This is a genomic window from Mesorhizobium sp. BHbdii (genome assembly GCF_053848045.1).
This window is the reverse complement of sequence record NZ_JBSPKX010000005.1, coordinates 242,063-268,602: the sequence shown is the minus strand read 5'-3', so window position 1 is coordinate 268,602 and position 26,540 is coordinate 242,063. Positions and strand designations below refer to the sequence as shown.

Annotated in this window: 25 protein-coding genes; 14 read left to right on the top strand and 11 right to left on the bottom strand. The window is 62.1% G+C overall.

The features are described 5' to 3' along the window. Positions 1-307: 307 nt before the first annotated feature. Complete coding sequence (locus ACWTU8_RS24835) at positions 308-1,066, bottom strand: TetR/AcrR family transcriptional regulator (protein WP_455850238.1); 759 nt, start codon at positions 1,064-1,066, stop codon at positions 308-310. Between ACWTU8_RS24835 and ACWTU8_RS24830 the strand changes: the two genes are divergently transcribed. Beyond that, positions 1,025-2,218, top strand: coding sequence for an FAD-dependent oxidoreductase (locus ACWTU8_RS24830; RefSeq protein WP_455850237.1), 1,194 nt, complete (start codon positions 1,025-1,027; stop codon positions 2,216-2,218). The two genes, ACWTU8_RS24835 and ACWTU8_RS24830, sit on opposite strands and share 42 nt — an antisense overlap. A gap of 84 nt (positions 2,219-2,302) precedes the next feature. Here the strand turns inward: ACWTU8_RS24830 and phbB are convergent, their stop codons facing one another. Together phbB and ACWTU8_RS24820 are read right to left on the bottom strand one after the other, a co-directional pair. Continuing rightward, the gene (gene phbB, locus ACWTU8_RS24825) at positions 2,303-3,028 is read right to left on the bottom strand and encodes an acetoacetyl-CoA reductase (protein WP_455850236.1); all 726 of its coding nucleotides are present in this window, start codon (positions 3,026-3,028) and stop codon (positions 2,303-2,305) included. A 133-nt stretch (positions 3,029-3,161) separates the two neighbouring features. Next, a complete protein-coding gene (locus tag ACWTU8_RS24820) occupies positions 3,162-4,340 on the bottom strand; it encodes an acetyl-CoA C-acetyltransferase (RefSeq protein ID WP_455850235.1) in 1,179 nt (392 codons plus the stop codon). Positions 4,341-4,630: 290 nt separating this feature from the next. Between ACWTU8_RS24820 and phaR the strand changes: the two genes are divergently transcribed. Continuing rightward, on the top strand, positions 4,631-5,242 hold the full coding sequence (gene phaR / locus ACWTU8_RS24815) for a polyhydroxyalkanoate synthesis repressor PhaR (RefSeq protein WP_455850234.1): 612 nt from the start codon (positions 4,631-4,633) through the stop codon (positions 5,240-5,242). Between the two features lie 67 nt (positions 5,243-5,309). Here the strand turns inward: phaR and ACWTU8_RS24810 are convergent, their stop codons facing one another. Then, complete coding sequence (locus ACWTU8_RS24810; RefSeq protein WP_455850233.1) at positions 5,310-5,756, bottom strand: hypothetical protein; 447 nt, start codon at positions 5,754-5,756, stop codon at positions 5,310-5,312. Positions 5,757-5,856: 100 nt separating this feature from the next. On the opposite strand from ACWTU8_RS24810, the gene ACWTU8_RS24805 reads away from it, so the two are divergent. The 3 genes from ACWTU8_RS24805 to ACWTU8_RS24795 all read left to right on the top strand — a co-directional run bounded on the left by ACWTU8_RS24805 (position 5,857) and on the right by ACWTU8_RS24795 (position 8,676). Beyond that, positions 5,857-6,546: a TetR/AcrR family transcriptional regulator gene (locus ACWTU8_RS24805; RefSeq protein ID WP_455850232.1), complete on the top strand. Its 690-nt coding sequence runs from the start codon at positions 5,857-5,859 to the stop codon at positions 6,544-6,546. Between the two features lie 170 nt (positions 6,547-6,716). Next, complete coding sequence (locus tag ACWTU8_RS24800; protein WP_455850231.1) at positions 6,717-7,496, top strand: 3-hydroxybutyrate dehydrogenase; 780 nt, start codon at positions 6,717-6,719, stop codon at positions 7,494-7,496. A gap of 49 nt (positions 7,497-7,545) precedes the next feature. Further along, positions 7,546-8,676 carry a patatin-like phospholipase family protein gene (locus ACWTU8_RS24795; RefSeq protein WP_455850230.1) on the top strand — a complete coding sequence of 377 codons (1,131 nt, stop codon included), beginning with the start codon at positions 7,546-7,548 and terminating at the stop codon, positions 8,674-8,676. A gap of 14 nt (positions 8,677-8,690) precedes the next feature. Here the strand turns inward: ACWTU8_RS24795 and ACWTU8_RS24790 are convergent, their stop codons facing one another. Further along, positions 8,691-9,287 (bottom strand): TetR/AcrR family transcriptional regulator, encoded by a 597-nt coding sequence (locus tag ACWTU8_RS24790; protein WP_455850229.1) that lies wholly within the window; start codon positions 9,285-9,287, stop codon positions 8,691-8,693. A 121-nt stretch (positions 9,288-9,408) separates the two neighbouring features. Here ACWTU8_RS24790 and ACWTU8_RS24785 point away from each other — a divergent pair, with 121 nt between their 5' ends. From ACWTU8_RS24785 to ACWTU8_RS24765, 5 genes are all read left to right on the top strand, one after another. Then, entirely contained in the window at positions 9,409-9,870 is a 462-nt protein-coding gene (locus ACWTU8_RS24785; RefSeq protein WP_455850228.1) for a (2Fe-2S)-binding protein, read from the top strand. A gap of 2 nt (positions 9,871-9,872) precedes the next feature. Beyond that, the gene (locus tag ACWTU8_RS24780) at positions 9,873-12,146 is read left to right on the top strand and encodes a molybdopterin cofactor-binding domain-containing protein (RefSeq protein ID WP_455850227.1); all 2,274 of its coding nucleotides are present in this window, start codon (positions 9,873-9,875) and stop codon (positions 12,144-12,146) included. Between the two features lie 400 nt (positions 12,147-12,546). After that, the gene (locus ACWTU8_RS24775; RefSeq protein ID WP_455850226.1) at positions 12,547-13,734 is read left to right on the top strand and encodes an efflux RND transporter periplasmic adaptor subunit; all 1,188 of its coding nucleotides are present in this window, start codon (positions 12,547-12,549) and stop codon (positions 13,732-13,734) included. A gap of 2 nt (positions 13,735-13,736) precedes the next feature. Then, positions 13,737-16,913, top strand: coding sequence for an efflux RND transporter permease subunit (locus tag ACWTU8_RS24770; RefSeq protein WP_455850225.1), 3,177 nt, complete (start codon positions 13,737-13,739; stop codon positions 16,911-16,913). A 118-nt stretch (positions 16,914-17,031) separates the two neighbouring features. Continuing rightward, positions 17,032-17,190: a DUF3309 family protein gene (locus ACWTU8_RS24765; RefSeq protein WP_036267059.1), complete on the top strand. Its 159-nt coding sequence runs from the start codon at positions 17,032-17,034 to the stop codon at positions 17,188-17,190. A gap of 137 nt (positions 17,191-17,327) precedes the next feature. Here ACWTU8_RS24765 and ACWTU8_RS24760 read toward each other — a convergent pair whose 3' ends face one another. Further along, positions 17,328-18,287, bottom strand: coding sequence for an SDR family oxidoreductase (locus tag ACWTU8_RS24760; RefSeq protein WP_455850224.1), 960 nt, complete (start codon positions 18,285-18,287; stop codon positions 17,328-17,330). Between the two features lie 94 nt (positions 18,288-18,381). Here ACWTU8_RS24760 and ACWTU8_RS24755 point away from each other — a divergent pair, with 94 nt between their 5' ends. Continuing rightward, entirely contained in the window at positions 18,382-19,293 is a 912-nt protein-coding gene (locus ACWTU8_RS24755) for a LysR family transcriptional regulator (RefSeq protein ID WP_455850223.1), read from the top strand. Here ACWTU8_RS24755 and ACWTU8_RS24750 read toward each other — a convergent pair. The 3 genes from ACWTU8_RS24750 to ACWTU8_RS24740 form a co-directional block, all read right to left on the bottom strand. Beyond that, positions 19,251-20,432, bottom strand: a complete 1,182-nt coding sequence (locus tag ACWTU8_RS24750; RefSeq protein ID WP_455850222.1) for an MFS transporter — start codon at positions 20,430-20,432, stop codon at positions 19,251-19,253. The genes ACWTU8_RS24755 and ACWTU8_RS24750 overlap by 43 nt on opposite strands. Positions 20,433-20,564: 132 nt before the next feature. Next, positions 20,565-20,873: a DUF1244 domain-containing protein gene (locus tag ACWTU8_RS24745; RefSeq protein ID WP_455850221.1), complete on the bottom strand. Its 309-nt coding sequence runs from the start codon at positions 20,871-20,873 to the stop codon at positions 20,565-20,567. Positions 20,874-20,883: 10 nt separating this feature from the next. Then, the gene (locus tag ACWTU8_RS24740) at positions 20,884-21,681 is read right to left on the bottom strand and encodes an N-formylglutamate amidohydrolase (protein ID WP_455850220.1); all 798 of its coding nucleotides are present in this window, start codon (positions 21,679-21,681) and stop codon (positions 20,884-20,886) included. A 287-nt stretch (positions 21,682-21,968) separates the two neighbouring features. On the opposite strand from ACWTU8_RS24740, the gene ACWTU8_RS24735 reads away from it, so the two are divergent. The 3 genes from ACWTU8_RS24735 to ACWTU8_RS24725 all read left to right on the top strand — a co-directional run bounded on the left by ACWTU8_RS24735 (position 21,969) and on the right by ACWTU8_RS24725 (position 25,568). Continuing rightward, complete coding sequence (locus ACWTU8_RS24735) at positions 21,969-22,415, top strand: DUF1036 domain-containing protein (protein WP_245316137.1); 447 nt, start codon at positions 21,969-21,971, stop codon at positions 22,413-22,415. After that, entirely contained in the window at positions 22,412-23,848 is a 1,437-nt protein-coding gene (gene pyk, locus ACWTU8_RS24730) for a pyruvate kinase (RefSeq protein WP_455850219.1), read from the top strand. Before ACWTU8_RS24735 ends, pyk begins: the two co-directional genes overlap by 4 nt. Before the next feature lie 658 nt (positions 23,849-24,506). Beyond that, entirely contained in the window at positions 24,507-25,568 is a 1,062-nt protein-coding gene (locus tag ACWTU8_RS24725; protein ID WP_455850218.1) for an NAD(P)H-dependent flavin oxidoreductase, read from the top strand. A gap of 104 nt (positions 25,569-25,672) precedes the next feature. On the opposite strand, the gene ACWTU8_RS24720 is transcribed toward ACWTU8_RS24725, so the two are convergent. Then, on the bottom strand, positions 25,673-26,257 hold the full coding sequence (locus ACWTU8_RS24720) for a tetratricopeptide repeat protein (RefSeq protein ID WP_455850217.1): 585 nt from the start codon (positions 26,255-26,257) through the stop codon (positions 25,673-25,675). A 110-nt stretch (positions 26,258-26,367) separates the two neighbouring features. Then, on the bottom strand, positions 26,368-26,493 hold the full coding sequence (ykgO, locus tag ACWTU8_RS24715) for a type B 50S ribosomal protein L36 (RefSeq protein ID WP_006327841.1): 126 nt from the start codon (positions 26,491-26,493) through the stop codon (positions 26,368-26,370). Positions 26,494-26,540 lie beyond the last annotated feature (47 nt).

The following is a 26,540-nucleotide window of genomic DNA, read 5'->3' as shown; positions in this document are numbered from 1 at the left end:
CTTTCCTAACGCGCCTTAACCATTTGGGGATGTTTTCAGCCTTTTGTCGTTAACCTTCCGCTCAAAGCCGGAACGAAACGGCGACGAATCAGCGCTGGCGGGAGTTTCCCGGTTTGTTCACCCCAATATGTAGTGTCGTGAACAGGTTTTCCACCGGGTATCCACAGGCGGGGAACAGGGTTTTGCACAGGCTGTGCGGCCGCCATTAAGTTTTGCGTGCCGCTTCGGCACAAGGTCGCCGTCGCGTCCATCGTCGGCGCAGTCGCTGCACGAGGACCAGCGTGCCAGCAATGCAGAACGGATTGGTTCAAGACCCGTCCTCTCCCACGGCATAGCGCTGCAAAGTAGGGCCGACTTTCTGGATAATTTCGTCGTGGGACAGGGCGACGACTGGCGGAAGCCGCAGCAGGTACCGGCACATCGCCAGACCCAGCAGCTGGCTCGAAACGAGCCCGGCCCGTCGACCCGCATCGGCGGGGTCAGAGACCGCCGCAACCACCGGCCTCACCTGGTTGCCAAACACGTCGCGCAATTTTTCCGCGGCGAATTCGTTCGACGTCGACGAACGCAGCAGAATTGCCATGCCGGGACCGCTGGCCGGGCCTTCCCAGATTTCGAGAAAACGCCTGACCAGCGTTTGACCGATGGCGTTTCGATCGATCACCCGTAGCGCCGGCAATTGCAGGTCGACGACCGCCGCCCTGGCAAACAGTTCGTCCTTGCTGCGGAAATAGCGGATCACCATGGCCGGATCGATCGAGGCATGCGCCGCGACGTCGCGGATGGAGGCGCCGTCATAGCCGTGCTCGGCGAACAGGAGCCTCGCGGCCTCGAGAATTTGGGCGCGCGTGCGGTCCGACTTGCTGGGTTTCTTCGGCTGCTTCTCGGTCATGAAATTCATATGCCAACGGCCGTTGACAAATGCAATGGGTTCGGCTAGAAAGTCAACGATCGTTGACAAATGGAGACAGAAATGTTGCCGAAAACTACGGAAGTCCTGATCATCGGCGCCGGGCCGACCGGCATGGCGCTGTCCATCGTGCTGCACCAGGCCGGCGTCGATCATGTTTTGATCGACAGGCTGGCGCAGGGGCTTCAGACGTCGCGGGCTGGCGTCATCCACGCGCAGACGCTGGAAACGCTGCAGCCGCTCGGCGTCACGCAGCGGCTGAGCGAACTTGCCCTGAAGCTGCAGAATTTCGCCATCCGCGACCGCAATCGGGCGCTGCTCAAGCTCGATTTCAGCAAGCTTCCGTCAAGGCATCCCTATCTGATGATGCTGCCTCAGAACCTGACCGAGCAGGTGTTCGCCGAACGGATCGCAGCCCTGGGCGGCGTGATTCACCGCACGGTCGAGGCCAAGGCGGTCGTTCAGGACGCTGACGGCGCACGCGTGACGGTGATCGAGAACGGCCGCGAGAAACTGATATCGGCACGCTACGTCGTTGGTGCCGACGGCATGCACAGCCTGGTGCGCAGGTCGACCGGCATCGAGTTCGACGGCGCGGCCTATGACGCTTCGTTCGTCCTCGCCGATGTTCGTCTCGACTGGCCGGTTGGGCCGACCGAAGTGTCGCTGTTCTTTGCACCGGCCGGGCTGGTGGTGGTGGCGCCGCTCCCGGACGGATCGTACCGGGTCGTCGCAACAATGGATGACGCACCGGAAAAGCCCGAGATCCCTGACATCCAGGCGCTGCTCGACAGCCGTGGACCGACCAAAAAAAGAGCCCGGGTGCTCGATCTGTCGTGGAGCTCGCGTTTTCGCGTCCATCACCGCTTGGTCCGCTCGTACCGCAAGGACCGGTTGTTTCTCATGGGTGATGCCGCGCACGTGCACAGCCCGGCGGGAGGGCAGGGCATGAACACCGGCATCATCGACGCGGTCGTGCTTGGCCAGTTGCTTGGCGACGTGGTGAACGGCGTGCGCCCGGAAGCGGAGCTCGACCTTTACGAAACGCTGCGGCGCCCGGCGGCCGAAGAGGTGCTTGAACTAGCGGGCACGATGACCGACATGGCGCTTACCCGCAGTCCGGTGAAGCGGTTCGTCCGCAATCTCGTGCTTTCGGTGCTGAACCTCAATTCATTCCTGAGACGTCGCATCGCCTTGAAACTGACAGGCCTCAGCCGGGGGCCGCTTGCCCGCCTGCCGGCACCTTCGCGCGAGCCGATCCCCCAGACCAAGCCTGCAGCCGAACCAGGGCTGAAGCTTGTCGCCTGACAGCGGCGATTGTGCGGCTCCCAGCCTCGCTCTTGGCGATTGGGCGTCGGCCCGGTACATCAGCTACCAGCGAGGGCCGACGCCTCAGGTGATATACTGGCCGCCATTGGCGGTTAGGGTCGAGCCGGTGATGAAGCCGGCATCGTCGGAAGCGAGGAAGACGACGCAGCGTGCGATCTCTTCCGGCTCGCCGAGGCGGCCGACCGGGATCTGCGGGATAACGCGCTCGTTGAGCACCTTTTCGTCCATCGCCCTGACCATCTCGGTGGCGATATAGCCGGGACAGATGACATTGACGGTGATGCCGGCCCGCGCCCCTTCCTGGGCGAGCGCTTTGGTGAAACCGATATCGCCGGCCTTCGAGGCCGAATAATTGACCTGGCCGGTCTGGCCCTTCTGGCCATTGATCGAGGAGATGGTGATGACGCGGCCGAACTTGCGGTCGCGCATGCCGCCCCACAGCGGGTGCGTCATGTTGAAGACACCGGAAAGATTGGTGTCGACGACCTCTTTCCACTGCTCGCGCGTCATCTTGTGGAACATGGCGTCGCGGGTGATGCCGGCATTGTTGACCAGCACGGAAACCGGACCGAGATCGGCCTCGACCTGCTTGATGCCGGCAGCGCAAGCATCATAGTCGGCGACGGACCATTTGTAGACCGGGATGTCGGTCTCTGCCTTGAATTTCTGCGCCGCTTCGTCATTGCCGGCGTAGTTCGCGGCAACCTTGTAGCCGGCGCTTTTCAGGCCGATCGAAATCGCGGCGCCAATACCGCGCGACCCACCGGTGACGAGTGCTATCTTTGTCATGATGTCCTCCCTTTTTTCTTTCATGAACGGCGGGCGACGAAACCGGGAACGCTCTAACGGCGATTGAGCCCCGTTCGCCACCGACTATTTCACGGCTCGCTCACCTTGTCTTCACGACGCTTCGCATATGACTTCACAGCGCTTCCACGCACATGGCAACGCCCATGCCGCCGCCGATGCACAGCGTGGCAAGGCCTTTCCTAGCACTTCTGCGGCGCATCTCGTAGACCAGCGTGTTGAAGATTCGGGCACCGGAGGCGCCGATCGGGTGGCCGATGGCGATGGCGCCGCCATTGACATTGACGATGGACGGATCCCAGCCCATGTCCTTGTTGACGGCGCAGGCCTGCGCGGCGAAGGCTTCGTTGGCCTCGACCAGGTCGAGATCGCCGACCGACCAGCCGGCCTTGGCCAGCGCCTTGCGCGAGGCGGGAATAGGCCCGGTGCCCATGATCTGCGGATCGACGCCAGCGGTCGCCCAGGACACGATGCGCGCCAGCGGCGTGATGCCGCGCCTTGCGGCTTCCGCTTCGGTCATCAGCAGCACGGCGGCGGCGCCGTCATTGATGCCGGAGGCATTGGCGGCGGTCACGGTGCCCTCCTTATCGAAGGCCGGTCTTAGCTTCGTCATGGCGTCGATCGTGGCCCCGTGGCGGATGTATTCGTCTTGGTCGACAATGGTGTCGCCCTTCTTGCCCTTGACGGTGAAAGCCACAATCTCGTCCTTGAATTTGCCGGCCTTCTGCGCGGCCTCTGCCTTGTTCTGGGAGGCCAATGCGAGCCGGTCCTGGTCCTCGCGGGTAATCTGGAACTGGCGTGCGACGTTTTCGGCCGTGTTGCCCATGTGGTAGCCATTGAAGGCATCCCACAGCCCGTCCTTGATCATGGTGTCGATCATCTTGTAGTCGCCCATCTTGACGCCGGCACGCAGGTGTTGAGCGTGCGGGGCCAGCGACATCGATTCCTGCCCGCCGGCGACGATCACCTTGGCATCGCCGGTGGCGATCTGCTGCATGCCGAGAGCAATAGCGCGCAGACCTGAGCCGCAAACCTGATTGAGGCCCCAAGCGGTGGTTTCCTTTGGCAGGCCGGCATTGATAGATGCCTGGCGGGCGGGGTTCTGGCCCTGAGCCGCGGTCAGCACCTGGCCGAGGATGACCTCGTCGACCTCCGCCGGCTCGACACCGGCACGAGACAGCAGTTCCTTGATGACGACGGCACCAAGCTCATGCGCCGGGGTGGCGGCAAAGGCGCCGTTGAAGGAACCGACGGGCGTGCGCGCCGCACTGGCGACAACGATGGCAGCGGACATGTTCTTCTCCAGACTTCGAGGTATCGTATCGTCAGGGCTTTTCTTGCCCTTTCAATGGTCCAAGTCAAACCGGAAATGGGCACGCTGGCCATGCGCCGCAAGCAGGTTGCGCCTCGTGGTGGAAACAGCCCGCCCATTGCTGCGCAGCATTTTCTGCCCGCCATGCAGCATTAATTGATCCCGCACTGCACAAACCACTTGGAATTGCGACGCTTTTGGGCATATCCTTGAAAAAGCGCAATCGTTACCGGCAGCTTACACAAGTGCGCCGGTGTCCTGGGAGGATGCTGATGGCCGCGAAAGACGAACCGATTATCATCAAGAAATATGCCAATCGCCGCCTCTACAACACCGGCACCAGCACTTATGTGACGCTCGAGGACCTTGCCGAAATGGTCAAGAAGGGCGAGGAGTTCACCGTCCAGGACGCCAAGACCGGCGACGACATCACGCATCCGGTGCTGACCCAGATCATCTTTGAACTGGAGAACAAGGATGGGCAAAACATGCTGCCAATTCCGTTCCTGCGCCAGTTGATCGCCTTTTACGGCGACCAGATGCAGATGATCGTGCCGAGCTTCCTCGAGCAGTCGATGATCGCCTTCTCAAAGGAACAGGAACGCTTCCGCGAGCAGTTGAAGGGTGCGTTGGGCAAGTCGCCGCTGGACATGATGAAGATCGCCACGCCGATCAAGGCGCTGGAAGAGCAGACGCGCCGCAACATGGAGATGTTCCAGAATGCCATGCGCCTGTTCACGCCCTTCCCACCTGCAGGCTCGAATGGCTCTTCCGCAGCGCCGGCGGAGCCGGCCAGGAAAGAAACGTCGGATAAACCCGACGACCTTCAGGAGTTGAAGGAACAGATCGCCGCCATGCAGCGCAAGCTCGACACGATGTCGTGATCGCCGGCTGGACTAAACCCAGCCGAAATCTCCCATCAGCAGACCGTGTCAGAACATCTCTGCCACGCTATTTCGTCGTCACCGTCACCAGCGCGGTAACGGGTTTGCCGTCCACAAGAATGGGCTTGTGATGATCATCGGCAAGTAGGACGCCGATCACGTGCTTGCCGGCGGCATCCGGACAATGGCCGAAACGAGCCTTGATAAGATCGCCGCCAAAGTCGCTGTTCATGCTGTTGTACGGCTTGCCGGCGATATTGCACGTATCTCCGGCGGGATCGATCTTCATATGCACGTGGCCGCATTGGCTGACGCCGTCGCATTCACCCGCTGGAAGCAGCGTGAAGTTGCTCCTGACCACGACGCCTATCGCCCTTTCGGGATCATTGCCGAGTTCGATGACTGAACCGGCCACCGGCCAGACGATTTCCAAAGTTGGCGGATCTTCGGCCTGGGCAGACCCGAGCGACAATAGGGAGAAAGCGAGGGCAGTCGTTGCGATGATGCGAAGCATGGTAATCTCCGTTGATGTTGTAATCACTGATTACATATGAATCGCTGGGGCGCAAGAAAATAATCGGTGATTACATTTCGGCCTCGTGCTACTGGGAGGCATGACCAACACCACGCATTCCAGCGAAGCCGCCAACCCCAAGCGCTATCATCACGGCAATCTGGTCGAGGCCTTGATCGCGGCAACCGTGGAGATCATCGAGGAACGCGGAGCAGAGCATGTGTCTGTGCGCGAGGCCGCAAAGCGTGCCGGCGTTTCGCCAGGCGCGCCATTCCGCCATTTTCGGTCGAAATCAGCATTGCTGACCGCAGTCGCCGAACAGGCCATGAACCGGCTGACTGAGGCCGTTGCCAGTGCACAGTCCAAAGTCGACAGCGCAGATCCCATTGTGGCCTTCGAAGCAATCGGACAGGGCTATCTGGAATGGGCGATCAGCAATCCCACGCATTTCCAGATCATCAGTTCTCGAACGCTGATTGATTTCGACGCGTCGGATAGTCTTCGTGATCAGAATGAAGCCATTCGCCGGAAGATGATCGACCTGCTGACCCAAGCGCAACAACAAGGTCGGCTCGCTCCGGACACTGACTTCGATCATCTGGTGCTTGCCGCGCGCGCATTTGTCTACGGATTGGCACGCATGGCAATCGATGGTCATTTCCCGGAGTGGCATCCGTCCGAGCCGCCATCCCTCGCCGCGCGGAGAGCTCTCCACCTTTTCATGAGCCGGGTGACCAATTCCAAAACGCAACCTCACGAGCACCCCGAAGTGGCTTGCGGGGATCGCTGACACACTGTTTCACACAGCCTGTTCAGGCGCACAACTTCGAGTGAGAACGGCCTCTTCATGACAAAAATTTCATGTCATTGCGTGCATCACGCCGCTGTTCTTGCGCCACACGAGACATATATGCTGCACTGCAATATGTCTCCGTTAGCACCGCACTGAAGGATTTCGCCTTGCCCAGCAGAAAAACCGCCATCGTCACCGGTTCCACCTCGGGCATCGGGCTGGCCATCGCCCATGCGCTCGCAGCGGAAGGGTGCAACATCGTCGTCAATTCCTTTTCCGACACGGCCGACGACCAGGCCATCACCGATGCGATCGCCAAACATCACAAGGTGAAGACCGCGTACATCAAGGCAGACATGTCGAAGCCGGCCGAATGCCGAGCTTTGATCGTGAAAGCAGCCGAGACATTCGGCTCGGTCGACATCCTGGTCAACAATGCCGGCATCCAGCATGTCGCGCCCGTGGAAGAATTTCCGATCGAGAAGTGGGACGCGATCATTGCCATCAATTTGTCGTCGGCCTTCCACACCATCGCCGCCGCGATCCCGCTGATGAAGCAAGCCGGCGGCGGCAGGATCGTCAACATCGCCTCGGCCCACGGGCTGGTCGCCTCGCCGTTCAAGTCGGCCTATGTCTCGGCCAAGCACGGCATCATGGGGCTGACCAAGACCGTCGCCTTGGAACTGGCGCGCGACAAGATCACATGCAACGCCATCTGCCCCGGCTATGTGCTGACGCCGCTGGTCGAGGCGCAGATCCCCGACCAGATGAAGGCGAACAAGATGGACCGCGACACTGTGGTCCGCGAGGTCATGCTCGAAAAGCAGCCGACCAAGGAATTCGTCACGGTCGAGCAAGTTGCCGCTGCCGCGGTGTTCCTGTGTTCGGATGCAGCGGCGCAGATCAACGGCACGCATATTTCGGTCGACGGCGGCTGGACCGCCTAGTGAATTTGCTACGCGAAACAAATCTGGCCCACAAATCAAGGGCAACGCCATGACGACAAACGGCAAGGTGGAGGAGCCCAAGAAGATCAACGTCGCGCTGCAGGGCGGCGGCTCGCACGGCGCCTTCTCCTGGGGGGTGCTCGACCAGCTGCTGGAGGACGGACGGCTCGACATCGCGGCGGTTTCGGGCACCAGCGCCGGCGCGATGAACGCGGTGGCGCTGGCCGACGGCTTCGTCCGAGGCGGCGTCGAAGGGGCGCGGCAGAAGCTCGACGATTTCTGGCGCGCGGTGGCGCTGAAGGGCCGGTTCAGCCCGGTACAGCGCATGCCGTGGGACGTGGCCTGGGGTAATTGGTCGATCGAGAATACGCCGGGCTATCTCTTTTTCGACACCATGTCGCGGGTGTTTTCGCCCTATGTCGCCAACCCGCTGGGTCTCAACCCGCTGCGCGACGTGATCGAACAGGAGATCGATTTCGGCAATGTGCGCGCCTGCAAGTCGATTGAGCTGTTCATCTCCGCGACCAATGTCGAGACCGGGCAGTTGCGCGTCTTTTCGGATGGCGAGATCGATCTCGACACGGTGATGGCGTCGGCCTGCCTGCCGCAGCTGTTCCGCGCTGTCGAGATCAAGGGGGTGCCCTACTGGGATGGCGGCTATGGCGGCAATCCGGCGCTATTCCCGTTCTTCAAGACGGCTGCCACTGAGGACGTGCTTCTGGTGCAGATCAATCCGGTGGTCCGCGAGGGAACGCCGAAGAGCGCCAACGAAATCCAGAATCGCATCGACGAGATCACTTTCAATGCCGGGCTGCTGCGCGAATTCCGTTCGATCGCCTTCGTCAAGGAGCTGATCGCCGCCGGCCGGTTGCCGCATGGCGAATACCGCGACATCCGCATGCACCGCATCGATGCCGACGAGGCGTTCAAGGATCTGTCGGCATCGTCCAAGGTCAATGCCGAATGGGCGTTCCTGACCTATCTGCGCGACCTTGGCCGCACTGCCGCCAGCGATTGGCTGGAGGAGAATTACGACGCCGTCGGCAAACGGCCGACGCTTGATCTCTCAGGCGAGCTCGACGGCGGCTTCAAGCCGATGCGTGGTCCGGCACCGGGCCGGCGGGTCAAGGAGTTCCTCGCGGCCCGCAAGAAGCCCGAGGCAGCGCGTCGCCAAGCCTGAGGCGTTTTGGATTGTCAGCTTTTTTGCAAGGCCAGATCGATCACCTTGATCAGCGCGGCCGCCGCCTGCCGCTGCTCGTCCGGATCGCTGATACGCATCTTCATGCCATCCAGCCCGTCGAGCAGCATGTCGGCGAGCAGTTTTACCGACAAGCCCTTGGCGGTGAGGTCGACGCCATTGCGTTCGGCTTCGCTCTGGATCGCTGCGGCGATATGCTCGGCAAACCGGCCGCGCCAGCAGCCGATCAGATCGGCGAGGCTCGACTTCATGTCAAGGAGTTCGGCGCCATGCGGCGAGGCATTGACGGCCCGCATCATCGAGATCAGTGCTTCGTCGATGGCCCGCATCGTGCGCTCGGCAAATGGTTCTTCGCCGGCGAGCGCCGTTTTCGCCTGCTCGAGCGAGCGGGAAAGCAGCATCAGCGCGATGGCGCGATAAATGTCGGTCTTATTCTTGAACTGGAGATAAAGCGCCGGCCGCGACATGTCGGCGGCACGCGCAATGTCGTCCATGGTAGTGCGAGCGAACCCATAGGCCAGAAACACCTTCATCGCGCTGTCCAGAATGCGGGCGCGCTTGGGGTTGGTGGCGATGTTCTCGATCTCGATCATGGCGCGACTTTATCCTGCAAAAGCTCTGTTGACAAAATGACGTAATTTGTCAAGATGTATGAGGATGAAATGGCCGACCGGCCTTTCGCCTTGGGCTGCGGACGACAACAAAGGGTATCCCATGCGCCTCACCGTCGACGGGCAGGCATTCGACATCAATGCCGATCCCGAAATGCCGCTGCTGTGGGCGCTGCGCGATCTCATGGGCAAGACCGAGCCGAAGTTCAGCTGCGGCATTGCCGCCTGCGGCGCCTGCACGGTGCATGTCGATGGCCAGCCGGTGCGCTCCTGTTCATTGCCGGTCGGTGAGGTCACCGGCACAGTCACCACGATCGAAGGCATCGGCACCGAAGGCAGACTGCATCCGGTACAGCAGGCATGGCTGGAAGTGCAGGTCGCCCAATGCGGCTACTGCCAGGCCGGCCAGATCATGAGCGCGGTGGCGCTGCTCGACGAGGTTGCCGAGCCGACCGATGCCGACATCGACAATGCAATGGGCGGCAATCTCTGCCGCTGCGGCACCTACCCGAAGATCCGCGCCGCGATCAAACGAGCGGCCGTCCTCAAGTCGGCGGGGATCTGAACATGGCCAGTGTCGGAAAGATCGCCCGCCGCACGTTTCTCATCGGCGCGGCTGCCATCGCGGGCGGTGTCGCCGTGGGCTACTATTACTACCGCAAACCCTATCCGAATCCGCTGGAGGGCGATCTCGCCGCTGACGAAGCGACCTTCAACCCCTATGTGAAGATCGGCGCCGACAACACGATCACCATCATCGCGCCGCGTGCCGAGATGGGCCAAGGCATCTCGACGACGCTTGCCGCCATGGTTGCCGAAGAGCTCGATGTCGACCTCGGACAGGTCAAGCTCGAGCACGGCCCGGCCTCCTACGCCTATTACAATGCGGCGATCCTGGAAGAGGGCGGTCCGTTCGCCTTCTTCGACGAAAGCATGACGGCGGAAATAGTGCGCGCCGGCATGGGCGTGGCCGGAAAATTTCTCGCCCTCCAGGGCACCGGCGGCTCGGCCTCGACGCGCGACGGTTTCGACAAGATGCGGCAAGCCGGCGCCGCCGCGCGGCAGATGCTGATTGCAGCGGCCGCGCAAAAGCTCGGTATAGCTGCCGCCGATCTGGAAACGGCCAACGGCTCGATCCTGCACAAGGCGTCGGGCAAGTCGCTGACCTATGGCGCGGTCGCCGCGACCGCTGCGATAATGGCGCCGCCTGCGGATACCAGGCTCAAGGACAAAGCCGACTGGAAACTGCTCGGCAAACCGCAAAAACGCATCGACATGCTGGCCAAGGTTACCGGGGCGCCGATCTTCGGCATCGACGTGACGCTGCCGGACCTGCTGTACGGCACGGTCAAGATGAGCCCGCGTTTCTGGGCCAAGCCGGTCAAGGCCGATTTCTCCAAGGCTGAGAAAATGCCTGGCGTGATTAAAATCGTGCCGATCGACACGAATTACGGCCACGGCTTCGGCATCATCGCCGAAAACACCTGGGCGGCGTTCAAGGCGGCGGAGGCGATCGACACCGAATGGGCCGATCCCGAATATCCGCTGGATAGCGCCGGCATTTCAGAGGCGCTGAAGCGGGCACTCGGCACAAAAGGGTCGGTGATGCGCGACGATGGCGACGTGAATACCGCCTTCGCCGACGCGCCGCGCGAAAAGATCGTCGAGGCCGACTACGCGGTGCCTTATCTGGCACATGCGACGATGGAGCCGATGAATGCCACGGCGCGGTTGAAGGATGGCGTCCTCGACATCTGGTGCGGCAACCAAGCGCCGACCTTGGTGCGGCAGCTTTGCGCCAATGCTGTCGGCATCGAGCAGGACAATGTCAACGTCCACACCACCTTCATGGGCGGCGGCTTCGGCCGACGTGTCGAGGTGGATTATGCGCTCTGTGCCGCACTGATGGCGAAAGAAACGGCAGGCCGGCCGATCAAGGTGATCTGGACGCGCGAGGAGGACATGCGCCACGATGCCTACCGGCCGGCTTCTGTCGGCAAATTCCAGGCGCGGCTTGGCAACGACGGCATGCCGATTGCCGTCGACATGACAATCGCCTCGCCATCGCTGATAGCCAGCACCTTGCGCCGGCTGTTTCCTTCGATATCGCCGCTCGGGCCCGACAAGTCCATAGTCGACGGAGCCCATAACCAGCCCTATACGATCCCGAATTGCCGGGTGACCGGCGTCGCTGCACCCGTCTCGATCCCCGTCGGCTCCTGGCGATCGGTCGGCAGTTCGATCAACGGTTTCTTCCATGAAGGATTTCTGGACGAGATCACTGTCGCCGGGAAAACCGACCCGGTCGATCTGCGCAAGAAGCTTATGGCTGCCTATCCGGCAGCGGTGAAGGTGGTCGAGAAGGTCGCCGAAATGGCGAAATGGGGCGAGACGCTGCCCGCCGGCAAGGCCAAGGGCATCGCGTTCACGCTGTCTTTCGGCAGTTGGGTCGGCGAGATCGTCCAGGTCGCCGACACGCCGTCCGGAATCCGCATTGAGAAGGTATGGATCGCGGCCGATGTCGGCACCGCACTCGATCCTGATATCATCGAGGCGCAGCTCATCTCCGCCGCCGTCTATGGCTTGTCGGCGGCGATGGGTCAGGAGATTACGTTCGCCGACGGCATGGTCGAGCAGTCGAATTTTCACGATTACGATGCCATGCGCATCTTCCAGTGCCCGGCGTTCGAAGTTGCTATCCTGGAGAATTTTCACAAGATGGGCGGCGTCGGCGAAGTCGGCACACCGCCGGCGGCACCGGCACTCGCCAACGCCGTCTTCGCACTGACCGGCAAGCGCATCCGGACGCTGCCCTTGTCGAAGGAGGTGACCTTTGCATGAAATATTCCCATCATGCTGACAGCTGCTGCCATGCCGTTTCGATAGCGCCTCCCCAGCGGCAGAGGAAAGCCTAAGGCACGGCAACGATGACGGTTGATGCAGCCGAGGGTTCGTCCGAGGGTCGCGGTCTAGCGGTTGCTTTCGTATCCGCGCTGCGCCGACCGCCATGTGGCAGACGGAACGGCTGCGCTGATCCGGCGCGCCTCATGGCGGCGGGCGAATCCTGCCCAGCGAAGTATTACCCATCGACTTTTCTGACTATATTGCGGTGCAACTTTGATGTAGAAGCTCATTCGCCGATCACGGCAAGTTGAACACGGCCTTGCGCGCACCCATATCGGCGACGCGCCCGAGTTAGAGGACGCGGCCTGGCCGAACCCCGCGCACTGGAAAAACGACGATGCCGAAATACAGGTTTCACAAGCTTGCAGCCATTGTTGTGCTTGTCGGGTTCGCTGCATGGATGGTGACGGGCGAGTTCTCGTCCGTCGGCAGCGCGGCCGCCGACAACGAACCCAAGGCGAAGGCGGGGGAGGTCGAGCAGCCAAAGGCGGCTGACGCCAGCAAGGCCAAGCCCAGTGAGGCAGAACAGCCCAAGGCGCCCCTGCGCACCGTCGCGACCATAACTCCGCCCAGGCGTACCTATGCGCGCGCCATCCGTATTTCCGGACTGACCGAAGCCGATAAGCGCGCGGTCCTGGCGACGCGCGTCGCCGGCGTCATCGACAAGCTTCCGGTCAAGCAGGGACAGCGCGTCAAGACCGGCGACCTTGTGCTGATGTTGGCAGCCGAGGAAAAGCTTTCAGCGGTCAGCAACGCCAAGCAGCTTCTGGTTCAGCGTCAGGCCGAACTCGATGCGGCGTTGCGGTTGGCGAAAACCGGCAATCTGCCCAAGCTGCAGCTCGATACGGCGCGCTCGAATTTGACCTCGGCGCAGGCTCTGCTGGAGACGGCGCAAGCCGAGCTTGACCGCAACGAAGTGAAGGCGCCCTTCGACGGCGTCATCGACCGAGTGCCGGTGGAGCTTGGCAGTTCCGTGATGCAGGGCGGCGAAGTGGCGACCATTCTGAGCCTTGATCCGGTGATCGCCCGCGGCGAGGTCAGCGAACGCGATCTCGGCTATCTGAAGATCGGCGACAAGGCGAATGTCCGGTTGGTCAGCGGCCAGAATGTCGAGGGCACCGTGCGTTATATCAGCCGCGACGCCTCGTCCGCCACCCGCACCTTCCGCGTCGAGATCGCAATCCCCAACCCCAAGGGCACTATTCCGGCCGGGATGACCGCCGAGATCGCGCTAAGCGCGCAACCGACCGACGCCGTCATTCTGCCGCGCTCCGTGGTGACGCTGGGCGACAAGGGCGACCTCGGCATTCGCGCCGTCGACAAGGACGACAAGGTCGTGTTCTTCCCGATCGACCTGGTCGACGACACGCCAACCGGCCTAGTGCTCGGCGGCATCCCCGCCGATGCGCGCATCATCGTCGCCGGCCAGGAACTGGTGAAGGAAGGCGAAGTGGTCAAGCCGGTCGAGGCCGACCGGGCGACCATCCAAAAGCTGTTGGGCGAAGCGACGGCCGGGACGCAGTAATCATGGATATCGTAAAACTCGCAATCAAGAACGCCCGGCTGACCATTTCGGTCTTGGTCTTCCTCATCCTTGCGGGTGCGGTCGCCTATCAGTCGACACCGAAGGAGGCGGAACCCGACGTTCCGATTCCCATGATGTATGTCAGCCTGATCTATCAGGGCATCTCGCCTGAGGATTCGGAACGCCTTCTGCTGCGGCCGATGGAAGCCAAGCTGAAAAGCCTCAAAGGTCTCAAGGAGATGCGTTCGGCGGCCTTCCAGGGCGGCGGTTACGTGCTGGTCGAATTCCACCCGCAGACGGATCTGGCGACGGCGTTGCAGGACACGCGCAGCAAGGTCCAGGATGGCAAGGCCGACCTGCCGCAGGCTGCCGAGGAGCCTGTAGTCTCCGAAGTCAACGTCTCCGAGTTCCCCGTCCTTGTCGTGACCCTGTCGGGCGAAGTGCCCGAGCGCATGCTGACGGCGGCGGCGCGCGAGTTGCGCGACCGCATTGAGGAAGTGCCTGGCGTGCTGGAGGGCTCGCTGCAGGGCGCCCGCGACGATCTCGTCGAAGTCGTCATCGATCCGATGAAACTGTCTTCCTACGGGCTGCAGCTCGAGCAACTGATCGGCGCTGTCGGTGATTCCAACAGTCTTGTCGCCGCCGGCAACATCGAAGGATCCGAGGGCAAATACGCGGTCAAGGTGCCGTCGCTGATCGAGACGCCGGAGGACGTGGCGACGCTTCCGATCGTCGCCGGCCCCAATGCCGTGGTGCAGGCCAAGGATATCGCCACCGTCCGCTCCACCTTCAAGGACGCCGAGACGGTGACCCGTCTCGACGGCAAGCCGGCGATCGCCATCGAGGTGAAGAAGCGCATCGGCTCCAACCTGATCGACACGATCGCCCAGGTGAGGGCCGTGTCCGATGCCTTCATAAAAACCATGCCGGAAGGTATGCACGTCACCTACACGCAGGACAAATCGGTCTTCGTCAACCAGTTGCTCGGCGATCTGCAGAATCACGTCATGATCGCCGTGATCCTGGTGTTCATCGTCATTCTCTACGCGCTCTCGGGCCGTGCATCGCTGCTGATCGGACTGGCCATCCCATCGTCCTTCCTGATCGGCATTCTGCTGTTGGCCATGATGGGCTACACGATCAATATGATCGTGCTGTTCAGCCTCATCCTGGCGGTCGGCATGCTCGTCGATGACGCCATCATCGTCACCGAATTCGCCGAGCGGCGGATGAGCGAAGGCATGCCTAAGGCAGAGGCCTTCGCACTTGCCGCCAAGCGCATGGCCGGTCCAGTTATCGCCGCGACGATGACGCGCATCGCCGCCTTCTCGCCGCTGCTGTTCTGGCCGGGTATCATCGGCGATTTCATGAAATACATGCCGATCACGCTGATCGTCACGCTTTCGGCCTCGATGCTCTATGCGCTGGTCTTTGCGCCGGCGCTCGGCGCTCTGGTCGCCAAGGCGCCGCCGCATCACGAGAATGACAACCGCGACGGCTGGTACATGGCCGTGGTCAAGCAGGCGGTTCGCTTTCCCATTACCGTACTTCTGCTCACCGTTGGCCTTTTGTTCGGTGTCGGCTTTGCCTATTCGAAATACGGCGCCGGCGTCGAGTTCTTCCCGAATGTCGAGCCTGACTACGGCCTGCTCTATGTGCACGCCCGCGGCAACCTTTCGCTCGCCGAAATGGATGCCGCCACGAAGACCGCCGAGAACCGGCTTCTTGGCTGGCCGGGCGTGAAATCGGTCTACACCCGTGTCGGCAAGACCCAAGGCGGCGGCCAGGACATTCCTGAAGACGTAGTCGGCGTAATCCAGTACGAGTTCGTCGACTGGCGCGAGCGCAAATCGGCGAACGCGATCCTGGACGAACTGCGCGGCGTCATGGCCGGCATTCCCGGCGTTGACGTCGAGGTTCGCGTGCCCGAGGCCGGCCCGCCCACCGGCAAGCCGATCCAGATCAGGCTTTCGGCCGTCGACCCGAAAGGTCTCGACGACAAGGCGCGCGCCGTCGCCGCGCGCATTGCCAAGGTGCCCGGCGTCATCGACATTTCCGACGGCCTGCCGCCGCCCGGCGTCGACTGGGCGCTCGACGTCGATCGCGCCAAGGCGGCGCAATACGGCATCAGCCCGACCTCGGTCGGAACGGTTGTGCAACTGGTGACGAACGGGCTGAAACTCAGTGAATACCGGCCAGCCGGTGCTGACGACGCCGTCGACATCAGGCTGCGTCTGCCCGAGGACCGGCGCACGCTGTCGACACTCGACGACCTCAGGGTGCAGACTTCGCAAGGTTCGGTGCCGATCTCGAATTTCGTCGTGCGCAAGCCCGAGCCGACCGTCGGTATCCTCAACCGCATCGACGGCGCGCGCACGGTGGTCGTCCAGGCCAATGTCGCCGCCGGCGAGCAAGTCGCTTCTGTCCAGCAGCAGGTCAGCCAGGCGGTCGCCGATATGGATCTCGGCAGCGGCATACGCTGGAAGCTCGCCGGCTCGAACGAGGACAGCGCCGAGGCCAGCGCCTTTCTCAGCAAGGCCTTCGGTGCCGCGATCTTCCTGATCTTCCTGGTGCTTCTGATGCAGTTCAACAAGTTCACCAGCGTCTGGCTGGTGCTGTCCTGCGTGGTCATGGCGACGGTCGGGGTGTTCCTGGGATTGCTTTTGACAGGAGAGGCGTTCGGCATCGTCATGTCGGGCATCGGCGTCATCGCGCTCGCCGGCGTGGTGGTGAACAACAACATCGTGCTGATCGACACTTATGACCGGCTGCGCGAAGAGGGCTGGGACAAGATGGACGCGGTGCTGCAGACCTGCCGTGAGCGTGCCCGGCCGGTCGTGCTGACGGCGGTGTCGGCGATCCTCGGCGTGCTGCCGATCGCTTTCGGCCTCGGTCTCGAAATCTTCCATCACGAGACGACGATCAACGCGCCGTCGACGCAATGGTGGATATCGCTGTCGTCGGCGATCGTCTTCGGCCTGTCCTTCGCCACCTTGCTGACGCTAGTGGTGACACCGTCGATGCTGATGGTGTTCACGCGCAGTAAGAACAGCCGCTTTTATGCATTCTTCCGTCGGGTGTTCCGGCGCGGCAAGACAGTCGGTGCGACTGTCGAGGCGCCCGCAAGACCGGGCTCGTTTGACGAGTCGGCGGTCGCCTTCCCGAAGGCCGCCGAATAGGCCAACTTTGCTTGGAGTGCCGAGCGTATTCTGATCGCGCAAAGAAAAGGCCGCCGGGAACAACCCAGCGGCCTTTTGCATTGTCTGTCATGCGACACCTCAAAGCGGGGAGTTTCTCATGACGCTCAGCACCATTCTCGTCATCATTCTGATCCTCATTCTGATCGGCGCGGTGCCGGCATGGCCTCATTCGCGTTCCTGGGGTTATGGTCCCTCCGGCATCGTCGGCGTCATCCTGATCGTGCTGCTGGTGTTGCTGCTGATGGGCAGGATTTGACCCGGAGTTTGGTGCGCTCGACAACGTACAGCGCTGCGCGCCTTCTGAGGGCGCAGCGCTGTAGCATTTGATTTTCGCTTGGTCCTTTCCGAGCCTTCGGTTCGGATCATCCGCTGGGTAGTGACCACTTTCCGTTTTCAGGCAGCTTTCGAAACGCCGTCAATCGTAGCGACATTGAGATCATCGAGAGCGCCTGCCACCGCCTTATGCAGAGGCGTATGCGCGATCGTGCCGATGATGCCTTCCAGCCTTGCCGAGACCAGCCGGTGCGGTTCGAAGCGCAGATAGGACATCGACACGATCTCGCGCCACATTGCCACGAACGGGCTGCCAGCGCGCAGCACCCACCACGGCATCGACGTCAGTTTCAGCGTGCGCCCGAGCGCTTTTTCCGCGGCCGCCTTGATCTCGAGATCGGTAACGGCGTGGCCGGGAAAGTTCAGCGCTTCGTAGGAGCCGAGCTTGTAGAGATTCTCGGCTAGCCCGACGAACGCCTTGGCCAAGTCCGGAAGGTAGGCCCATTCATGCACGAGATCGACCGGCCCGGGAGCGGTATAGACGCCCTTGTCCATCTTGGCGGCGACGATCAGATCGAACCACGCTCCGCTGCCGGTGCCGCCGAAGAAATCGCCGGCCCGCAGCAGAATGGTGCGCACTCGACCCGCTTCGGCATCGCGGCGAAAGAGGTCTTCCATGGCGACGCGGATGTGGCCCTTTTCGGTCGTCGGGTGGAACGGCGTGTCTTCGGTGATGACCTCCGGCATCGGCGAGCCGTAATTGTAAACGCTGCCGGGAGCGAGGTGCAATGCGTCGTTCGCCCGGCACGCCGCCATGACATTCTCGGCCATCGGCAGGCACTTGCCCCAGTCGGTGTAGATCGGGTTGAGGCCGTTGAAGATTATGTCGACGCCTTCGGTGGCGCGGATAAGCGCTTCGCGATCGAGCCCGTCGCCGGCGACGGCGATGGCGCCTGTGAGTTCTGCCGCGATCTTGCCGCTGCGGGTGATAGCGCGGACTTCATAGCCAGCGTTGATGAAGGCCTTAGTCACCACGCGGCCGAGTCGGCCATTGGCACCCAGAATTGCGATCTTAGTCATTTGTCGTCTCCGTGTTTGCGTCACAGCCACAATATGATCCGTCTGCAAACGAATGGAAATTGACTGGATTTGGCGACGTGATATTCATTTTTGAATGGAAATCGACTGGAATCTGATCAAGAGTTTCGTCACAGTGGCGGAAACCGGCAGTCTGTCCGCGGCCGCGCGCAAGCTGGCTGCAAGCCAGCCGACGCTCGGCCGCCATATCGCCGAGCTGGAGCAGGCGCTCGGCGTCACCCTGTTCCGGCGCGGGCGGCGCGGCTATGCGCTGACGGAAGCCGGCAGCACGCTCTACGAACGCGGCCGGGCAGTGAGCGAGCAGGCAAGCGCCTTTTCGCTATTGGCGCTGGGATCGGTCGAGGCGATCGAAGGCACGGTACGCATTGCCGCCAGCGAGGTGGTGGCTGCCTATGTCCTGCCCGAGATGACGGCTCGGCTGGGCGCCGAGGAACCCGGCATCGAGGTCGAGATCGTCGCGTCGAACCAGGTCGAGAATCTCTTGCGCCGCGATGCAGACATTGCCATCCGCATGGTGAAGCCGGCGCAGAACGAGTTGGTGGCGCGTAAAGTGGCAGACATTCCGCTCCGCGCCTGCGCGGCAAAATCCTATCTCGACCGGCGTGGCCGTCCGCGCGAACCCGGCGATCTTGCCGGCCACGATCTGATCGGCTTCGACCGCAGCGATGAGATCATTCGCGGCTTTGCCCAGTTTGGTGTCCCGCTCACCCGCAATGCCTTCCGCTTCAGGACCGACAACCAAATCGTGCTTTGGGAGGCGGTGCGGTCGGGAAACGGCATCGGCTTCGGCCAGGAGCCGCTGGCCGATCGCGATCCGCTGGTGGAGACAGTGCTGCCGGCCCTCGCGCTGCCGACGCTGCCGGTATGGCTGGCCATGCACCGGGACGTGCGCACCAGCGTGCGCATCCGCCGTGTCGCGGATTTCCTCTATAAGGAGTTGAAACGCTATTCGGCTGGTGCTGCGTCGGGCGCGAATTCGGCGCGGTGAGCGAGCCCGGCCATCAAAAATACGACGACCAGCAGTCCCGACAAAGCCACGAAGATCGGACCGAAGCTTGAATGCTCGGCGATGAAGCCGATTGCCGACGGCGCCACCAGAATGCCGGAATAGCCCATGGTGGTGACGACGCTCATGCCGGTGCCGGACGACATGCCTTCCTGGTTGCCACCGGCCGAAAACAGGATCGGCACCATATTGGCGATGCCGAAGCCGCAAAAGGCAAAGGCTGAGATGGCGAGCCAGGGCGAGGGCGCCAGCCCGGCCACCAGCATGCCGGCGGCGGCGACAAGCGCCGAGACGCGCAGCGTCGTCACGGCACCGAAACGGTTGCGGACTCCGTCGCCAGCGAAGCGCATGACGGCCATGACGCCGGAAAAAGCGGCGTAGGCCAAACCCGCTATGGCAAGGTCGGTGCCGAGCTCCTGTTGCAGGTAAAGCGCCGCCCAGTCGAGCACCGCACCCTCGGAGATCATCGTCAGCAACGCCATCAGTCCGACCAGATAGACCAGCGGATTTCCAGGCAGCGCGAATTTGTGATGGTTGGTCACCTGAGGCTTATCCTCGGCGATCAGGTAGCGGACTGCCACTGCAATCACTGCGAAAGCGACAGCTGTCACGACCATCGCATGGGCGAGATGACCGTAGTTCTGGATGGCGAAGCCGCCGAGAGCGCCGCCGGCGAAACCGCCAAGGCTCCAGAAGCCGTGCGAGGACGACATGATGGCGCGGGACAACCGCCGTTCCACCACGACCGCATTAGCGTTCATAGCGACATCCATGCCGCCGATCGAACCGCCGAAGATGAACATGGCTATGGCCGCCAGCGGCACGTTGGGGGCAAGCGCCACAACCAGCAGGCCGAAGCTGCCGATGAGACCGAACCAGCGCAGCACGGTGCGCGAACCATGCCTGGAGATCAGGTGGCCGCACCAAGTCATGGCTGTGACCGCGCCGGCACCGAACAGCAAGATCAGCAGGCCAAGCGTAAATTTGCTGATATCCAGCCGGGTCAGGACCACCGGGATCTGCGGCGCCCAGGCGCCGGTCAGAAAACCATTGGCGAGGAAGATGGCCGCCACGGCCCATCGTCCACGAATGGCGGTCTGCATGATTTTTAGCGTGTCCATCGTGTAGAATCCGGTGCCAAAATAGCTTCGCGCGGCAAATTAGATCGATTCAATCCTCAGTCAAGCGCTCGTTCTTGAAAGTGCTTGGGCCAAGCGACTCGCTTGAGCTCGAGGTTGGCGAGAGCCGATCGGTTAGTGATCCGTGGGGACTCTTGCCTCGAACTCCGCCTTCTTGGCATCGGAGGCATCAGTCTGGTTGAGCGCCTGCCATTCGGCATAGGGCATGCCGTAGATGATCTCGCGCGATTGGTCCTTGCTGAGATCGATGCCCTCGGCCTCCGCGGCGTCGCGATACCAGTTGGAGAGACAGTTGCGGCAGAAGCCGGCGAGGTTCATCAGGTCGATGTTCTGCACGTCCGTGCGTTCGCGCAGATGCGCGACCAGCCGGCGAAAGGCGGCGGCTTCGAAATCGCGTTTTTGCTCGTCGCTGAGTTCCGTCATCGAAACCTCCTTACAGCGGCCCGGTGCGCGAGCCGAATCGTTTGACGTGATGTATATCGGGACGGCGGTTGATCGCGTCAACGATCGGCGCCAGCCGTTCGGCCCAGGAGACCGCATCCTTGCGACCGGCGATCAGGTCCTGACGGATTTCGATCAGCGCATGGGCAAAGCCATTGACTATGGCATGCCTGAACATGGTGTCGCCCCGCAATGCGCCGTCATAGGGCTCGTTGTCGCCAACGACAAGGCTTTTGTCCTCGGCAAGCATTTCGATCAGCGGTCGCGCCACCCGGTCGTCGCGATCCCACAAGACTCCAACATGCCAAGGGCGCACGAATCCCTGCATGAATGGGGTGAAGGAATGTACCGAAAAGATGAAGGGCGCGCTTGCGGAAGCCTGTGCCACCGAGGCGATCATAGCGCCGACCGCATCGTGATAGGGCCGATAGAAGCGGTCGAGCCGCCTTTCACGTTCTTTCAAGGCAAGTGGATAATTTCCCGAAATGACGGTGCCGTCATAGAGTTGGCGGATCAGCGTCGGATCGTCCTCGCCGCGATTGGGATCGATCAGAAGTCGCGAAAAATTGGCGAGTACCGCCGGCACGCCGAGCAAAGCTGCCAGTTCGCGCGTCACCGTCTCGACACCGATGTCGTAGGCGATATGGCGACCGAATTCCGCCGCCGGCAAGCCGAGGCTGCCATACTCTTCCGGCAAGTCGCGACGGGCGTGATCGGCCAAAAGCACGATGCCTCGCTTGCGGTCGCCCTCGACGATGTCGAAAGGCGCGAAAACTGTGGATCGGGTCATCGGCGGGAAATGGTCTGTTCGCTGGCTTCCGGGGAGGATGGTATCGTCATCCCACGAAGGGGATGATTACGCAATGCCGTCGTTTGGCCACGGTTTCTGCGGAAATCTGGCGGAAGACAAAAGATCGTGCGCCGAAGCCTTTCTAAATCGATTGGAATTGAGCAAAAGGGCGCGTTGACATGCGCCCGGACTTTTCCGAAAAGGGGCGTTGAGAGATGCGAATGTGGTTCTTGAGGGATTTCAGGATGGGTTCCGCCGGCAGGCCGCGCGTGCGCTATGCCTTCGCCATGCCGCTCCTCACCCTTGCTGTGGGCCTCGCCGCGATGGTTGCGGCCTCGCCGGCGCGCGCCGATTTCCGTGTCTGCAACGCCACGCAGAATCTGGTCGGCGTCGGCATCGGCTATCGCGCCAAAGCCGGCTGGATCACCGAAGGCTGGTGGCACATCGAGGGATCGAGCTGCAAGACGCTGATCGAAGGGCCGCTGTCATCAAGATTTTACTATCTTTATGCAGAAGACGCCGAGCGCGGCGGGCGCTGGGATGGCCCGATCAACATGTGCGTGGCCGAAAAAGAGTTCAAGATCGCCGGCGTTACCGATTGCGTCGCCCGGGGCTTCCAGCGCGCCGGATTCCAGGAATATGACACGGGCGAGCAGGCAAGCTGGATGGTCCAGCTGACCGATGACCCCGCAACGGGGGGCGTTCCAGCCGCCCCGGGAACAAACAGTCAATGAGACGCAGCCGCAAGGTCAAGATACTCGCCACTATCGGTCCGGCCTCCTCCTCCGAGGACATGCTGAAGAAGCTCTTCGAAGCCGGCGCCGACGTGTTTCGCATCAATATGAGCCACACCGATCATGAATTGATGCGCACACTTGTCGGTCGCATCCGCACCGTCGAGAAAGCGGTCGGCCGGCCGATCGGCATTCTCGCCGATCTGCAGGGGCCCAAGCTGCGGGTCGGCAAGTTTGCCAACGGCAAAGAGACGCTGACACTCGGCCAGACCTTCACGCTCGACGACAATCCCGAGCCCGGCAATTCGACCAGGGTCTATCTGCCCCACCCGGAAATCCTGAGATCGGTCGAGGCCGGTCACCGCCTTTTGATCGACGACGGCAAGCTCGAGCTGAAGGCGGTGAAGAGCGACGGCAAGGCGATCGTCTGCATCGTCGTCGCCGGCACCAGCATCTCCGACAAGAAGGGCGTCAGCCTGCCCGACACCGACCTGCCGGTCGGCGCGCTGACCGAAAAGGACCGCAGGGATCTCGATGCGGTGCTGGCCACCGGCGTCGACTGGGTGGCGCTGTCATTCGTCCAGCGTCCGGAGGATTTGGCGGAAGCGCGCAAGATCGCGCGCGGCCGGGCGCTCATCATGGCCAAGATCGAAAAGCCTCAGGCCGTCGCCCGGCTGCCCGAGATCATCGAACTTTCGGATGCCTTGATGGTTGCCCGCGGCGATCTCGGCGTCGAAATGCCGCTCGAAGCCGTGCCCGGCATCCAAAAGCAGATCACCCGCGCCGCGCGCCGCGCCGGCAAGCCGGTGGTGATCGCCACGCAGATGCTGGAATCGATGATCGCCGCGCCGGTGCCGACCCGCGCCGAGGTGTCGGACGTCTCGATCGCCGTGTTCGAAGGCGCCGACGCCATCATGCTCTCGGCCGAGTCCGCGGCCGGCGCCTACCCGGTCGAGGCAGTGGCGATGATGAACCGCATCGCCAGCAAGGTCGAAACCGACCCGACCTATGCCGGCATCATCAATGCGCAGCGCTCGGAGCCGGAAGCGACCGGCGCCGACGCCATCTCGCTCGCCGCCCGCGAAATCGCCGAGACGCTGAAACTGTCGGCGATCATCAGCTATACGGCGTCGGGCACGACCGGCCTGCGCGCCGCGCGCGAGCGGCCGCAGGTGCCGATCGTCGCGCTGTCGCCGATCGTCAACACGGCGCGGCGGCTGTCGCTTCTGTGGGGCACGCATTGCGTCGTCTCGCCCGACGCCATTGACCTCGACGACATGGTGGACCGCGCCTGCCGCATCGCTTTGGATGAAGGGTTCGGCAAGCCGGGCGATCGGGTCATCATCACGGCCGGCGTGCCGCTGAGGACGCCTGGCTCCACCAACATGCTGCGCATCGCCTATGTCGGGTCGGACGTGCAGGCCAGAGGCTAATGCAAGTCGCCCAAAAATGCGCAGCGATCTTGGGATGAAAACAAACATCCAAAGCGCGTCGCATGAATCTCTTCAAACGCGACGGGCTTTAAGCCGCTCACCGGCGAATTCACCAAGCTGACGCCTTGCATCTATGAGACCATGAGCGCAGCGACGTTCTGGCCGCGGCCGAATCAAGTCCGCGAGGCGACGGCGAGTACGATCGAGATTATCAGCAAGAGCGGCCCCATCCATTTGAAATGGCTGGGAAGGCGTGCCAACCAGGCCCGTTGTCCAGCCTGGGGTTGGTTTGGCATCTGGAGAAACCCGTAGCCGATGCCCGACATCCATAGGCCGACGCAAAACATTATAAATTCGTCGATATAAGCTGCAATCATGATGCCTAACAACCCCAATCCTGGACAGGAAACCACACGTCGCCCTCACCGACAAGCAGTGCCGAGATAGGTGAAGCGACGAGATTGCTGATTTCACTGACCGGACGGTGCGCGGCTTGAATATGTCGGCAGCCAGCATCATCAGTTTCAGGCCTGACTTAGGGATCATCTCCGCGGTTTGCATCAGACTGCACCCGGTTTGAAGCAGGTCGTAGGTCCCATCGTACTTGAGCTTGAAGTCAGTTGAGGTAGTCTCTTCGAGGAAAAGAGGAGGTGATCCAATGTGGATTCGCACCGATCTTCTGAAGCTCCTGGGGATTGAGCACCCGATTGTCCAAGCGCCGATGAGCAGCATCGCCACGCCGGACCTCGCGGCGGCAGTCAGCAATGCCGGGGCGCTTGGCTCGCTCGGATGTGGCATTCTGCCAGGGGCCGCCATTCGGGAGCAACTCACGGCGACACAGCGCGCTACCAATCGTCCGATTAATGTGAACTTCTTTGCGCACCCGTTGCCAGCCCATGATGATGAGGCGGCTCAACACATGCGCGATCGCCTTCACGGCTACTACGACGAGGTCGGCATCGGGCCCGTGCCCCAGCCGGGCGAGCCCTTTCCCACTTTCGATCAAGAGCGCCTCGACATTGTGCTCGAACTACGCCCAAAGGTGGTCAGCTTCCACTTTGGCCTGCCCGACGCCAAAATTGTGCAGCAGCTGAAAGAGGCCGGCTGTGCTCTCTTGTGCTCGGCTACCACCGTCTCAGAAGCGCAGCAGCTTGAGGCTGCGGGGGTGGACGCTATCATCGCTCAGGGATACGAGGCGGGTGGCCATCGCGGCACATTCACCGGTGACCTTGCTATCGGCACAGTCGGCACAATGGCGCTGGTGCCGCAGATCGTTGATGCCGTGCGCGTGCCTGTAATTGCAGCCGGCGGCATCTTCGACGGTCGCGGTATTGCTGCCAGCTTTGCACTCGGTGCCTCCGGTGTGCAGATCGGCACGGCATTCCTGGCGTGCCCCGAGGCCAATGTGCAGCCAGTCTATCGTGCGGCGTTGCGCTCGGCCACTGACGAGAGCACGGCGGTGACCCGCAGCTTCACTGGCCGCCCGGCGCGCGTGGTGCGCAACCGGTTTGTGATGGAGATGGCTGGCGAGGAAGATGCAGCGCTGGCGTTTCCGTTGCAGGCGAGCCTGGTCTTGCCGCTTTCAATGGCAGCGGATGAAAGCAGGCGGGCTGATTTCTTGCCCATTTGGGCCGGGCAGGGCGTTGCGAAGTCGCGGGAGATGCCGGCGGCTGTCCTTGTGGAAAAACTCGTCGCAGAAGTTGGTTCATATCGGCACTGACAATGCCACCTGCGGAGCGACATCGGTAGCAGGAAACCGGGTATGCGCTCTTGAACTGGGCTGACGCGACGGTCTCACCAGACTTTCAGTCTAGACTAGCGGAATCAAATACCCTCGCCGGCAAGTTCTTCCGAAAGCGTGCCGACCTGATCCTGGGCGCTGCGCATCATCGGGTAGATAATGAGCACGCGCTGCCAGGCTTCCAGCGCCGACTGCTTGTGGCCGGTTACGGCCATGATCTGCGCCAGGCCGGACAGTGCGCCAAAATGGCGCGGCTCGAGCTGCAGCGTGCGGTCGATGTCCGCCATCGATTTTCCAAAGTTATTCATCATGAAATGCACGGTCGCGCGCCGGTTCCAGCCTTCCGCATAGGCCGGTTGCAAGGTCACTACCTGGTCGAGGAAGTCCAGCGCCACGTCGAACTTTTTTTCTTCGGCCGCCTTTTGCGACCATTGCATCATCAGGTCGATCGAGGCGCTGCCGGATTGCGACCACTCGTGCGAGATGCGCGCGGCGATGCGCTCGGCGGCCTTTTCATTGCGCTCGCGCTTCAGGTCGACAAACAGCTGGTCGAGCCTTGCCTCCCTGGTCGTGGCAACCGGAGGGGCGACCGCGTCGTCCGCTTGAGCCGGAAGCGAGGCGGAACCGAAAAGAAAAAGCGCCGCGAAGAATGCAAAGAGAATCCGCATGACCGGAATCTAACCCCGGACAGCAGATCGTCAAACTGAATTTAGCGTGAAAGGGCCGGCAGGCCGGCAAATCATGCAAGCGCGGAGGCAGGCACCCCACGCGAAGAGACTCAGCCCTGGCGTGCCTTGTAGCGCGGAGCGGTCTTGTTGATGATGTAGACGCGGCCCTTGCGGCGAACCAGCTGGTTGTCGCGGTGACGCGCCTTGAGCGCCTTGAGCGAATTCTTGATCTTCATGGTCTTGCCCGTCGGTCTGGGCCCGCTTGGGCCGAATTATTAAGGCG